This window comes from Burkholderia sp. HI2714 (genome assembly GCF_002223085.1).
In the GTDB taxonomy this organism is placed as follows: Bacteria; Pseudomonadota; Gammaproteobacteria; order Burkholderiales; family Burkholderiaceae; genus Burkholderia; species Burkholderia lata_D.
Genome location: NZ_NKFM01000019.1, coordinates 69,810 through 82,255, shown reverse-complemented (window position 1 = coordinate 82,255; position 12,446 = coordinate 69,810). Strand labels below are relative to the sequence as shown.

The 12,446-nt window shown below is 66.0% G+C and carries 9 protein-coding genes; all 9 read right to left on the bottom strand.

The features are described from left to right. Positions 1-43 precede the first annotated feature (43 nt). The 9 genes from CFB82_RS08870 to CFB82_RS08825 all read right to left on the bottom strand — a co-directional run bounded on the left by CFB82_RS08870 (position 44) and on the right by CFB82_RS08825 (position 12,393). A complete protein-coding gene (locus CFB82_RS08870) occupies positions 44-1,966 on the bottom strand; it encodes a PrkA family serine protein kinase (protein ID WP_043182748.1) in 1,923 nt (640 codons plus the stop codon). 551 nt (positions 1,967-2,517) lie between these two features. Next, positions 2,518-4,284 (bottom strand): methyl-accepting chemotaxis protein, encoded by a 1,767-nt coding sequence (locus CFB82_RS08860; protein WP_089483936.1) that lies wholly within the window; start codon positions 4,282-4,284, stop codon positions 2,518-2,520. Between the two features lie 276 nt (positions 4,285-4,560). Further along, positions 4,561-5,490: a ribokinase gene (gene rbsK / locus CFB82_RS08855; protein WP_069247901.1), complete on the bottom strand. Its 930-nt coding sequence runs from the start codon at positions 5,488-5,490 to the stop codon at positions 4,561-4,563. After that, entirely contained in the window at positions 5,487-6,518 is a 1,032-nt protein-coding gene (locus CFB82_RS08850) for a LacI family DNA-binding transcriptional regulator (RefSeq protein ID WP_039358736.1), read from the bottom strand. The genes rbsK and CFB82_RS08850 overlap by 4 nt, the downstream gene beginning before the upstream one ends. A gap of 35 nt (positions 6,519-6,553) precedes the next feature. Further along, positions 6,554-7,573 carry an ABC transporter permease gene (locus CFB82_RS08845; protein WP_089445577.1) on the bottom strand — a complete coding sequence of 340 codons (1,020 nt, stop codon included), beginning with the start codon at positions 7,571-7,573 and terminating at the stop codon, positions 6,554-6,556. After that, positions 7,570-9,183 (bottom strand): sugar ABC transporter ATP-binding protein, encoded by a 1,614-nt coding sequence (locus CFB82_RS08840; protein ID WP_069247899.1) that lies wholly within the window; start codon positions 9,181-9,183, stop codon positions 7,570-7,572. The genes CFB82_RS08845 and CFB82_RS08840 overlap by 4 nt, the downstream gene beginning before the upstream one ends. Before the next feature lie 145 nt (positions 9,184-9,328). After that, a complete protein-coding gene (locus CFB82_RS08835; protein ID WP_089425352.1) occupies positions 9,329-10,279 on the bottom strand; it encodes a sugar ABC transporter substrate-binding protein in 951 nt (316 codons plus the stop codon). 286 nt (positions 10,280-10,565) lie between these two features. After that, positions 10,566-10,952: a DUF805 domain-containing protein gene (locus tag CFB82_RS08830; protein WP_069247897.1), complete on the bottom strand. Its 387-nt coding sequence runs from the start codon at positions 10,950-10,952 to the stop codon at positions 10,566-10,568. 514 nt (positions 10,953-11,466) lie between these two features. After that, the gene (locus CFB82_RS08825) at positions 11,467-12,393 is read right to left on the bottom strand and encodes a CysB family HTH-type transcriptional regulator (protein ID WP_006484201.1); all 927 of its coding nucleotides are present in this window, start codon (positions 12,391-12,393) and stop codon (positions 11,467-11,469) included. Positions 12,394-12,446 lie beyond the last annotated feature (53 nt).

Genomic DNA, 12,446 nt, shown 5'->3' with positions numbered 1-12,446 from the left:
AACACCCGTACGGCGACGCCGTACGGGCGCGGTACCGCGCGTGTCATGACGACTTGCGCACGCGCAGGTACCAGTCGCAAAGCAGCCGCACCTGCTTCGGCGTATAGCCCTTCGCGACCATCCGGTTCACAAAGTCCTCATGCTTGCGCTGCTCCTCCGCCGAACCCTTGGCGTTGAACGAAATCACCGGCAACAGTTCCTCGGTGTTCGAGAACATCTTCTTCTCGATCACGACGCGCAACTTCTCGTAGCTCGTCCACACGGGGTTCTTGCCGGCATTCGCCGCCCGTGCACGCAACACGAAGTTCACGATCTCGTTGCGGTAATCCTTCGGATTACTGATGCCGGCCGGCTTCTCGATCTTCTCCAGCTCCGCGTTCAGCGCGGCGCGGTCGAAGCTCTCGCCCGTGTCGTGATCGCGGAATTCCTGGTCCTGGATCCAGAAGTCCGCATACGTGACGTAGCGGTCGAAGATGTTCTGGCCGTACTCCGAATACGACTCGAGGTAGGCCGTCTGGATCTCCTTGCCGATGAATTCCGCGTAGCGCGACGCGAGCACGTCCTTCACGAAGGACAGGTACTTCTGCTCGGTTTCCGGCGGGAACTGCTCGCGTTCGATCTGCTGTTCGAGCACGTACATCAGGTGCACGGGGTTGGCCGCGACCTCGCTCGAATCGAAGTTGAACACGCGCGACAGGATCTTGAACGCGAAGCGTGTCGACACGCCCGTCATCCCTTCGTCCACGCCCGCGTAGTCGCGGTATTCCTGGTACGACTTCGCCTTCGGATCGGTGTCCTTCAGGTTTTCGCCGTCATACACCTGCATCTTCGAGAACAGGCTCGAATTCTCCGGCTCGTGCAGGCGCGACAGCACCGAGAACTGCGACATCATCTTCAGCGTGCCGGGCGCGCAGACAGCCTCGGCCAGCGACGAGTTGCGGATCAGCTTCTCGTAGATCTTGGTTTCTTCCGACACGCGCAGGCAGTACGGCACCTTCACGACGAAGATCCGGTCGAGCAGTGCCTCGTTGTTGCGGTTGTTGCGGAACGCCTTCCACTCCGACTCGTTCGAGTGCGCGAGGATGATCCCGTCGAACGGAATCGCGCCGAAGCCCTCGGTGCCCTTGAAGTTGCCTTCCTGCGTGGCGGTGAGCAGCGGGTGCAACACCTTGATCGGCGCCTTGAACATTTCGACGAACTCGAGCAGCCCCTGGTTCGCCAAGCACAGGCCGCCCGAGTAGCTGTACGCGTCGGCGTCGTCCTGCGCGTACTGTTCGAGCTTGCGGATATCGACCTTGCCGACGAGCGACGAGATGTCCTGATTATTCTCGTCACCCGGCTCCGTCTTCGCGATGCCGACCTGCCGCAGGATCGACGGATAGCGGCGCACCACGCGGAACTGGCGGATGTCGCCGTTGTATTCGTGCAGCCGCTTGACGGCCCACGGACTCAGGATGTTCTTCAGGTAGCGGCGCGGAATGCCGTACTGTTCCTCGAGGATCGGGCCGTCTTCGTCGTAGTCGAACAGCCCGAGCGGCGATTCGTTGACGGGCGAACCCTTCAGCGAATAGAACGGCACGCGCTCCATCAGTTGCTTCAGACGCTCGGCGATCGACGACTTGCCGCCGCCCACCGGGCCAAGCAGATAGAGGATCTGCTTCTTCTCTTCGAGCCCTTGCGCAGCGTGGCGGAAATAGGCGACCACCTGCTCGATCACCTCCTCCATTCCGTAGAACTCACGGAATGCGGGATAGACCTTGATGACCTTGTTCGCAAAGATCCGCGACAGGCGCGGCTCGTTGCGGGTATCGATGTGTTCAGGTTCCCCGATTGCTGCCAGCATGCGTTCACCAGCCGTCGCGTACGCGGATGGATCGTTCTTGCAGAGCGCGAGATACTCCTCCAGCGAGAGCTCTTCCTCTCGCGTTTTTTCGAAGCGGTTCGCGAAGCTGCTGTAAATATCCATGCTACCTCCCTCGCCTGAGTCTGAAGACTTGCCTGCCTTCGTACGACTGCGCAGAAGCAAGCGCGTTCGAATTCATCCTAAACCCTTTCTTATTTTTTTTCACGAACTCTTCGTATGAAGTTCGTCATTCTCGACAACACCGCTTGGACAACACATTTCGTCGTTTTACAATCGACGTCCCGAGCCGCAGAAACTGCATCCGTCGCGTCTCGTCGAACAACGGAACGTCTTGTGTGTTGGACACATCCGACGTCGTCACCTCCCCCTTCATCCCTATACGTTCGAGCGGTCGTTTTCGACGACACGTTGCGTGCGCCGTTACAAATTTTTTTCGCAGCGCCCTTACGGAAATACCCGTACGACGGATGCGGGAACATGGCACACAACCTGTGCACGCATCCTTCGATGCAGGTTTCACCCTGCATGCGACGTTGCACGATCGTCATTCATGACGTCGCCTGTCACATTTTTTCCGTCGCAGAAACGACGACGCCCGCAGGTCGCGGGCGTCGTTCGTCACCAAATGGGGATAGATGCGCGGCGCGCGCGAATCAGAAGGTTTCCCAATCGTCCGCGTCAGCGGTGGCGGCCGTTTGCGCGGGCGCCGCGGAAGCAGCGGCGGGCTTGCGTACCGGCGCCGCTGCGGCGACGCGTTTCGGCGGTGCGTCGCGATCGTCGCGCGCAGCCGCCTGGACGGGCACCGCAACCGTGGCGGCCACCGCACGCGGTGCGTGACGCACTGCAACCGGCGCCGCGCCGACCGGGCGTGCCGTGTCGTCATCGAGCTGGAAGACCGCCGCCGTTTCACGCAGGCGCCCGGCCTGTTCGTCGAGCGATTGCGCGGCAGCTGCGGCTTCCTCGACGAGCGCCGCATTCTGCTGCGTGACCTCGTCCATCTGCGCGACCGCGCGCGCCACCTGGTCGATCCCGCCACTCTGTTCCTCCGACGCCGCCGCGATCTCGCCCATGATGTCCGTCACGCGCTGCACCGCACTGATCACGTCGCTCATCGTGCGCCCTGCTTCGTCGACCAGCGTGGAACCCGACCGAATGCGCTCCACCGATGCGTCGATCAGCACCTTGATCTCCTTGGCCGCGGTCGACGAACGCTGGGCCAAGCTGCGCACCTCGCCCGCGACGACCGCGAAACCGCGGCCTTCCTCGCCTGCCCGCGCGGCTTCGACTGCCGCATTCAGCGCAAGAATGTTGGTCTGGAACGCGATTCCTTCGATGATCGCGATGATGTCCGCGATCTTCGCCGAGCTGTCGTTGATCTCGCCCATCGTGCCGACCACCTGGCCGACCACCGTATTGCCCTTGTTTGCAATCTCCGACGCGTTCGCGGCCAGCGAACTCGCCTGGCGTGCATTGTCCGCGTTCTGTTTCACGGTGCCGGTCAGTTGCTCCATGCTCGACGCGGTTTCCTGCAGCGCCGCGGCCTGTTCCTCGGTGCGCGACGACAGGTCGATGTTACCGGCCGCGATCTGGCGCGCCGCGGTCGCGATCGACTCGCTGCCGCCGCGCACGGTGCGCACCGTGTCGACGAGCCCACGCTGCATCTTGCCGAGGCCCTCGAGAAGCTGGCCCATCTCGTCACGGCGATCCACGACGATCGGCCGGCGCAGGTCGCCGGCGGCAATCGCGTCGAAATGCGCGAGCGCGTCGGCAATCGGACGGCCGATCGCGCGGCTCAGCGTCAGCCACGACACGACCGCGGCGCCGAAGCCGGCCACCAGCGTGACGATCGCCAGCACGCGCAGCGTGTCGTATACGGATTCCGCGTGATCGAAGCCGGCTTGCGCATCCGTGAACTGGAAGTTGCGCAGCGCCTCGCTTGCCGTCGCGAGGTCGTTGAAGCTCGCCTGGAGCCGCTTCGCGCCGTCGCCGATCCGGTCGGCCTGATTCGCCCCGACCACGCTCGCGAACGCGTCGCACTCGCGCTGCAGCGCCTGCCGCTTCGCGGCGACGTCCTGGGCGATCCGGTCTTCCTCCGGGCCGCGCGGCAACGCGAGGTATTTCTGCCACCACGCGTCGGACTGCGCGCGCATCCCGCGGCTTCGCTCGACTGCGGCGGCCGCGTCGGGCGTGCCGGCCAGGAGTGCCGCACGGTCGAGCGCAAGGCGTTCACGCGCGGCGTAGATATCGGCCACCGACACATCGACCGCGCTCGGCATCTGGTTCGTGAAAATTTCGCGCGTCGCATCGTTCGCGCGTGTCATGCCGTACACGCCGAGCCCGCCGATCACCCCCAGGAGCACCGCCAGAAACGCCATCGTGAAACCGATGCGCGCACGAATCGTCAGGTTTTTGAACACCATCATCCTTCCTGTGTTGCGTCGTGATGGACGGGACGGGCCCGTCGCTTCGAAGCATTGCTTCACTCGATGCATTTACGACCATGCATCGCACAACTTGATGGTGTTTCCGCTATTTTTTCGAATTATTCGTCTGTTTATTACAAATAGCTGAATGAAAATGCGTGTTTCAGCGCACGTTGGAAGTCAAGGATGGGAGGCGCTCCGCTGCCGGCGAGCGTCGTGGAGACGCGGCCGGCCGTCGTTGGCGACGAACCGGCCACGATGCTTGATCGGGCCCTATCCGGCCAGTTCGGCAAGCGTTGGAATCGACGGTTGCGCGCCCGCTCGCGTGACCGACAGTGCCGCTGCACGTTGCGCGAAGCGGATGGCCGTGTCGACGTCCGCGCCGGCCGCAAGCCGTGCGGAAAAGCCGCCGATGAAGGTATCGCCGGCCGCCGTCGTGTCGACGGCCTGCACGACCGGCGCCGGATAATGCCGCGCCGCGCCGTCGGCCGTCAGCGCCAGCACGCCGCGCGCGCCCAGCGTAACCAGCACGTTGCGCGCGCCGCCCGCCTGCAGCACGCGCGCGGCGGCTTCCGCCTCCGCCGGGTCGCGCACCGGCAGCGCGGTCAGCGCGGCCGCCTCGACCTCGTTCGGGATCAGGTAATCGACGAGCGGCAGCCAGCCGTCCGGCAGCGGTGCGACGGCCGGGGCCGGATTGAGCACCACCGTGCGGCCGAGCCGACGCCCGGCCGACAGCGCCGCGAACACCGCGTCCGGCGGCGTCTCGAGCTGGCAGATCAGCACGTCGGCCGACGCCAGTGCAGCCTCGTGCCGGGCGACCGTCTCGGTCGTGACCTCGCCGTTGCCGCCCGCGACGATCACGATTGCGTTCTGGCTCGCATCGTCGACGACGATCAGCGCGACGCCGGTCGACGCCGATGCGCTCGTCGCGAGCCCCGCACAGTCGATCCCCTCGGCTTCGAGCCCCGCGCGCAGGGCCGCGCCGTGGGCATCCGCGCCGACGCAGCCGATCATTGCGACCTGCGCGCCGAGCCGGGCGGCCGCGACGGCCTGGTTGCCGCCTTTGCCGCCCGCCGCCTGCGCGAACGCATGACCGGCGAGCGTTTCGCCCGGCAGCGGCAGGCGCGGCGCGCGCACGACGAGATCCATGTTGAGGCTGCCGACCACCGTCACGCGGCCGGCGCCTGCCGCGGGCGCCGTCATGCGCGACCGCCGGAGGCCGGCGGCTCGCGATAGACCGCCGTCGATTCGCGCAGCACGAGGCGCGGCGACACGACGCGGCGGCGGCTCGGCACGGCGGTCGAGCCGCCGCCGATGCGCTCGATCAGCGTCTGCGCGGCCATTTCGCCGAGCGCGCGCACCGACTGGCCGACCGTCGACAGGGCCGGATACGTGTAGCGGGAGAATTCGATGTCGTCGAACCCGATGATCGAACAGTCGTCGGGCACGCGCATGCCGCGCTCGGCCGCCGCGCGCAGCGCGCCGACGCCCATCAGGTCGTTGCCCGCGAAGATCGCGCTCGGCCGCACCGATTCGAACAGCCGCGACGCCGCGTGATAACCGCCGAGGCACGAGAAGTCGCTTTCCGCGATCGCGCCCGGCACGATGTCGACCCCGCGCTCGGCCATCGCGCGGATGAAGCCGTGCACGCGCATTGCGCTGACCGCCGTGTCGGTCGGCCCCGTGATGCAGCCGATCTTCGCGTGCCCGAGCTCGAGCAGGTGACGCGTCGCCAGGTACGCTCCGCGCTCGTGGTCGATCTGCACCAGGTCGGCCGCGAGCCCCTCGATGTTGCGGTCGACGACGACGAGCGGCGCGTGGATATCCGCAAGCGTCTGCGCGAGCACCGCATCCTCGCCCGCCGATGCGACGATCAGCCCGTCGATGCGCTTTTCCTGCAGCACGCGCAGGTAGTTGCGCTGCTTGACGGGATCGTCGTCCGAGTTGCAGAAGAACACGCAATAGCCGTTGGCCGCGCATTGATCCTCGATCCCGCGCGCAAGCTCCGCGAAGTACGGGTTCGTGCTGTTCGGCACGACGAGGCCGATGGTCGCCGTCGCACGCGCCTTCAACGAGCGCGCCACGGCCGACGGCACGTAATTCAGCTCGCGGATTGCGCCCTCGACCTTCGCACGCACATCCGCGGACACCGGCCGCGAATTGTTCACCACGTGCGAGACGGTCGTAAACGACACGCCCGCCATGGCCGCCACATCCTTGATCGTCGCCATTTCCCGTTTCTCTCTGGTCTGTTCTGTCTGTCTTTCTACCGCACGCGTGTGCGCCGGCTGCGATACGTATCGAGCACGACCGCCACCACGATCACCGCGCCGGTGATGATCCGTTTCGTCGGCTCGTTCGCACCGATCTGCGCCAGCCCCGCGGCGAGCACGGAGATGATCAACACGCCAAAGAACGTGCTGATCACCGAGCCGCGCCCGCCCATCAGGCTCGTGCCGCCAATCACGACGGCGGCGATCACCTGGAGTTCGAGACCGACGCCCGCATTCGGGTCGGCCGCCTCGAGCCGCGAAATCTGGAACAGCGACGCCAGCCCTGCGAGGGCGCCCATCAATGCGAATACGAGAATTTTATACGGCCTCGGGTTAACCCCTGCAAGTCGGACCGCTTCTTCGTTCGTGCCGATCCCGACGAGATAGCGTCCGAACACGGTCCGCGTCAGCACGAACTGGGCCGCGATCATCACCGCGACCGCGATCAGGAACGCCGGCGAGATGCCGAGCGCGATCGGGTTCGACAGGAAATCGAACGCGTCGCCGATGTACGCCGTGCGCGAATTCGTCAGCTGGTATGCGAGGCCGCGCGCGGCCTCCAGCACGCCGAGCGACACGATGAACGACGGGATCCGCCAGCCGACCGTGACCGCGCCCGTCAGCGCGCCCGTCGCGGTCGCGACCGCGATGCCGATCAGCGCGGCTGGCAGCGGCCCCCACTGCCATTTCAGCGCGGCGACGCTGACCATCGAAGCGGCGAGCGCGAGCACCGAGCCGACCGACAGGTCGATCCCGGCGATGATCAGCACGAAGGTCATCCCGACCGACATCACGACGAGATCGGGAATCTGGTTCGCGATCGTGCTGAACGTATCGTAGGTCAGGAAATGCGAGCTCAGCACCGAAAACAGCGCAATCATCGCGGCGAGCGCACCGGCGAGCCCGAGGTAGTTCGACAGGCCGAGCCGCGTGCCGGACAGCGTGCGCGCACGGCGCCCCGTCAGGTCCTGCTGCGCGCCTGCGTCGGTCGGGGTTACGGGAGGCTGGGTCATTGCTGTCGTCCTGTATTCGAAGTACCGGGAGCGGCGCCTGGCGCCTGCCCCGTGTCCGGATGCTGCGCGCCGCCCGGCGGCGTCTCGCGGCCGAAGCCGGCGAACGCCGCGGCCAGCAGCGCATCCTGGGTCCAGTTGCCGCGCTCGAACACGGCGGTCATGCGCCCGGCCGACATCACGCCGATCCGGTCGCAGATCAGCATCAGCTCGCGCAGGTCGCTCGACACGACGACGAGCGCGCGGCCTTCGCGCGCGAGCGCGCCCATCAAGGTGTAGATCTCGAACTTTGCGCCGACGTCGATCCCGCGCGTCGGCTCGTCGAACAGCAGCACGCCCATGTCGCGTGCGAGCCAGCGGCCGATCACGACCTTCTGCTGGTTGCCGCCCGACAGTTCGCCGACCGCCTGCGTCGCGCCGTGCGTGCGGATCCGCAGCGCGTCGATCTGCTGCTCGGCGAGCGCCGTTTCGCGCGCACTGTCGACGATCCCGCCGCGCGCGAGCCGGTCGAGCTGGCCGAGCGACACGTTCGCGGTGATCGACTGCGTCAGCAGCAGCCCTTCGCCCTTGCGATCCTCGGTGATCAGCGCGATGCCTTGCTTCACCGCCTCGACGGGCGAACCGATCCGCACCGGCTTCGGCGGCTGGCCGATCGCGATCGCCCCCGCGTCCGGCGCATCCGCGCCGTAGATCAGCCGCAGCAGCTCGGTACGTCCCGCACCGATCAACCCCGAGATGCCGAAGATCTCGCCCGCGCGCACCTCGAGCGACACGTCGCGCACCGCTGTCCCGCGGGTGAGGCCCGACACGACGAGCCGCGGCGCGCCGATACGACGCTCGCCGAGATCGATGTGCTCGCCGATCTCGCGCCCAACCATCAGCGTGACGAGCCCGTCGGACGTCGTCGCCGCCATGTCGCCCGCATGGACGAGCCGGCCGTCGCGCAGCACCGCGACGCGCTCGGCGACCCGCGCGAGTTCCTCGAGCCGGTGCGAGATGTAGACGATCGCGACGCCGCGCGCCTTCAGCCGGTCGATCTGCTCGAACAGCAGCTCGACTTCACGCGCGGTCAGCATCGCGGTCGGTTCGTCGAGAATCAGCACGCGGCAGTCGCCGATCAGGTTGCGCGCGATCTCGACCATTTGCTGGTGGCCGATGCCGAGCGCGCCTACCGGCGTATCGGGATCGACCGTGTCGAGCCCGACCTGCGCCATTGCGGCCCGCGCATCGTCGCGCAGCCGCGCGCGATCAATGATCCCGAAACGCCGCGGCAGGCGGTTCAGGAACAGGTTTTCGGCAACCGTCAGTGTCGGCAGCAGGTTCAGCTCCTGCATCACCATGCGCACGCCGAGTGCCTCGGCCTGCGTGCGGCTCGCCGGCGCATACGGCTTGCCACCGAGCTGCATCGTGCCGGCGGTCGGTTCGACGAGCCCACCGATGATCTTCGACAGCGTGCTCTTGCCGGCGCCGTTCTCGCCCGTCAACGCAAGCGCGTGGCCCGCCTCGAGCGTCAGCGTGACGTCGGCGAGCACGGGTTCGGCGTAGGTCTTGCCGACGCCGGATACGGACAGCACGGGAGTGGCTGCGCGGGAGGGTTGGAAAGTCGGGTCCATCGCGATCCTGGTTGCGGCCGCGCGCACGCGGCGCGCGGGTGTGACGCTCACAAGTGCATGTGCATGCAGTGGCCGTGATCGCGCTCACCTCGGATAACGGCCGCCGCGCGAGATTCTTGAGGGCGGCGGCCGCATCGGGGCTGCGTCACTTCGTCACGAGATCCACCGGCGTCTCGACCACGCCCGACATGTCGGCCTGCTTGCGATGCTCGGCAATCGCCTTGAGCGCCGTGTCGATACCGAACACGGCCTGCTTCGCCGCGTACTGATCGGCGGTCGCGAGCACGCGGCCGTCCTTCAGCATCGGCTTGATCGCGTTGATGTTGTCGTAGCCGACCACGAGCACCTTGCCCTGCTTGCCGGCCGCGCGCACGGCCGACACGGCGCCGATCGCCATGTTGTCGTTGCCGCACAGCAGCGCCTTCAGGTTCGGGTATTCGTTGAGCATCGCGGCGGCGACCGCATTGCCCTTGTCGATCTCCCATTCGCCGGACTGCACCGACACGACCTTCATCCCGCCCGCCTTCATCGCGTCCTGGAAGCCGGCCGTGCGCTGCTGCGCATTGGTCGTCGTCGACACGCCTTCGACGATGCCGACCTGGTCGCCCGCCTTCAGCCGCTTCGCGAGGTAATCGCCGATCTTGCGCGCGCCCTTGCGGTTGTCCGGGCCGACGAACGGCACGTTCAGGTTCTTCGACTTCAGCACGTCGGGATCGAGCCGGTTGTCGATGTTCACGACGACGATGCCCGCGTCGACCGCCTTCTTCACGACCGGCACGAGCGCCTTCGAATCCGCCGGCGCGAGCACGATCGCGTCGACCTTCGACACGATCATCTGCTCGACGATGCGGATCTGGTTCGCGGTGTCCGTCTCGTCCTTGATGCCGTTGGTGATCAGGTCGAACTGGCCCGCGTTGTGTTTCTGGTATTCCTTCGCGCCCGTTTCCATCGTCAGGAAGAACTCGTTGGCGAGCGACTTCATCACGAGCGCGACCTTCGGCTTGGCTGCAGATTGCGCGTGGACGGCCGGTGCGGCGGCAACCGCGACGGCGGCGAGCGCGGCGGTCAGGAAGCGACGGCGAAAGAGGACATTCATACTCATCTCCTGGCGACCGGCCCCCCACGGGCCGGACTATTGTTTGACTGTTGTTTTAATGTGAGCAAACGTTTGCGCCACACTACCCGGGCAATGGCCATCGATGCTGCTGTCGGTACCACGGAATGGAGGCGAGGCAGACGGCCGACTGCCGACTGCCTGGCGCGTGCTGTTGTTGACGCGCCGCCGCCGGCGGGACGCCGGCGGAGTGAAGGCTATGCTGTACCGATTCGCGTCGGTGTGCAACCTGTCTGATCAATATTTAAGGGTTTATTCGGAGCGCGAGTCACGCCGGGTCCCGCGGCGCCGGTTCGTCTTCATCGGCCGACGGCGGCTCGCCGAAGCGGTTCGCATGCGGCGTGCCGGCGATGAAGCCATTCATCACGAACAACGCGAGCGCACCGACGATCGGCACGAACAGCAGCAGCATCCACCATCCCGACTTGTCGATGTCGTGCAGCCGCTTCACGCCGACCGCAATCGACGACCACACCGTGACGACCGCGATGACGACGACCACCAGCATCACCAGCAGCGGCAGATCGTCTTCCGGCGCACTGCGCGAATTCGCATCGAAAATCGCGCTGAGCACCGTGGAAACCAGCGCGTAGATCCACCACGGCAGGCGCCCGATCCGGCCTTCGAAGGAGAAGAGAAACCATTTCAGATTCATTGTTTACCTCTTCGTCACGCGTGTTGCGTGCTGCGCGATATGTCTCCAAGCGTGTCGGGACCGGCAATCCGCATGCCTTGTTTTGTGAAGGTGGACGGGCTGCCGGCTTCGCCTTTCGCACTGTCTCCCGGTGTTACGCATTGCGTCGCTGGTGCGATCCGGCCGGCAGGATGGCGGCCAAGGGACGGCCCGAGCGCACGTCACCCGGCATTCACGCGCATTGAATCACATTTGCCGGCCAATGGATCGCTCGATGGGGCAAATGGCCGAACCCGAAACGAGGCGTACGCGCGCACCCTCTTGTGTTCTTGTCGTCGTGCCGGCAAGCGAATACATGTCGTTCGCCGCGTGCGGCGAAGAGGCTGACGGGAAACCGCGATGGCGGTCGATGATACGGTGAGTCGAACTACCCAGGCAGCGGCGGATCGCCTGCCGCTGCCCAATTCATGACAACCCGCGCCGGTACGTCGCGCCATCCGCGGTGAGCGCGCGGATGGCGCGCGACGCGCCGTCGTCAAACGGCTTCGCGCAACAGCCCCGCGATTTCCGCTTCGTTCAGGTGCGGCGCGAACATCTCGATCAGCCGGTATGCGTATGCGCGCAGGAACGCGCCCTTGCGCAGCCCGACCCGCGTCGTGCTCGCCTCGAACAGGTGCTGCGTATCGAGCGCGACGAGCCCCGTGTCGCGCTGCGGATCGTAGGCCATCGCCGCGACCACGCCGATCCCCATGCCGAGCTCGACATAGGTCTTGATCACGTCCGCGTCGATCGCGGTCAGCACGACGTCGGGCACGGCGCCCGCCTGCGTGAACGCCTGATCGATATGCGAGCGGCCCGTGAAGTCCTGGTCGTACGTGATGATCGGGTACTCGGCGATTTCCTCGAGCGTCAGGTTCTCGCGGCCGACGAGCGGATGGCCCTTCGGCACGACGACCGTGTGGTGCCACGAATAGCACGGGAACGTGACGATGTCCGGATAGCGGTCGAGCGCCTCGGTCGAGATGCCGAGATCGGCCTCGCCGTTCAGGATCATCTGCGCGATCTGCTGCGGGCTGCCCTGACGCAGCGCGAGATGCACCTTCGGGAACACGTCGGTGAACTGGCGGATCACCTTCGGCAGTGCGTAGCGCGCCTGCGTGTGCGTCGTCGCGACGACGAGGTGACCGCTGTCCTGGTCGGCGAACTGGCGCGCGACGCGGCGCAGGTTCTCGGCGTCGAGCAGCATCCGTTCGATCAGCTGGTGCACGGCCTTGCCGGGCTCCGTGAGCCCCGTCAGCCGCTTGCCGCGCCGGATGAAGATGTCGACGCCCAGCTCATCCTCGAGATCCTTGATCTGCTTCGACACGCCCGACTGCGACGTGTACAGCACGTTCGCGACTTCCGTCAGGTTCATGTTCTGGCGCACCGCTTCGCGCACGAACCGCAATTGCTGAAAATTCATGGGTATGCCTCTTAGGCTGTCGTTGTTTGATTGTCGATTCGGAGCATGTTCCG

Coding starts and splice junctions, on each gene's coding strand:
- CFB82_RS08870 (WP_043182748.1), bottom strand. CDS start 1,966: ATGGATATTTACAGCAGCTTCGCGAACCGCTTCGAAAAAACGCGAGAG.
- CFB82_RS08860 (WP_089483936.1), bottom strand. CDS start 4,284: ATGGTGTTCAAAAACCTGACGATTCGTGCGCGCATCGGTTTCACGATG.
- rbsK (WP_069247901.1), bottom strand. CDS start 5,490: ATGACGGCGCCCGCGGCAGGCGCCGGCCGCGTGACGGTGGTCGGCAGC.
- CFB82_RS08850 (WP_039358736.1), bottom strand. CDS start 6,518: ATGGCGACGATCAAGGATGTGGCGGCCATGGCGGGCGTGTCGTTTACG.
- CFB82_RS08845 (WP_089445577.1), bottom strand. CDS start 7,573: ATGACCCAGCCTCCCGTAACCCCGACCGACGCAGGCGCGCAGCAGGAC.
- CFB82_RS08840 (WP_069247899.1), bottom strand. CDS start 9,183: ATGGACCCGACTTTCCAACCCTCCCGCGCAGCCACTCCCGTGCTGTCC.
- CFB82_RS08835 (WP_089425352.1), bottom strand. CDS start 10,279: ATGAATGTCCTCTTTCGCCGTCGCTTCCTGACCGCCGCGCTCGCCGCC.
- CFB82_RS08830 (WP_069247897.1), bottom strand. CDS start 10,952: ATGAATCTGAAATGGTTTCTCTTCTCCTTCGAAGGCCGGATCGGGCGC.
- CFB82_RS08825 (WP_006484201.1), bottom strand. CDS start 12,393: ATGAATTTTCAGCAATTGCGGTTCGTGCGCGAAGCGGTGCGCCAGAAC.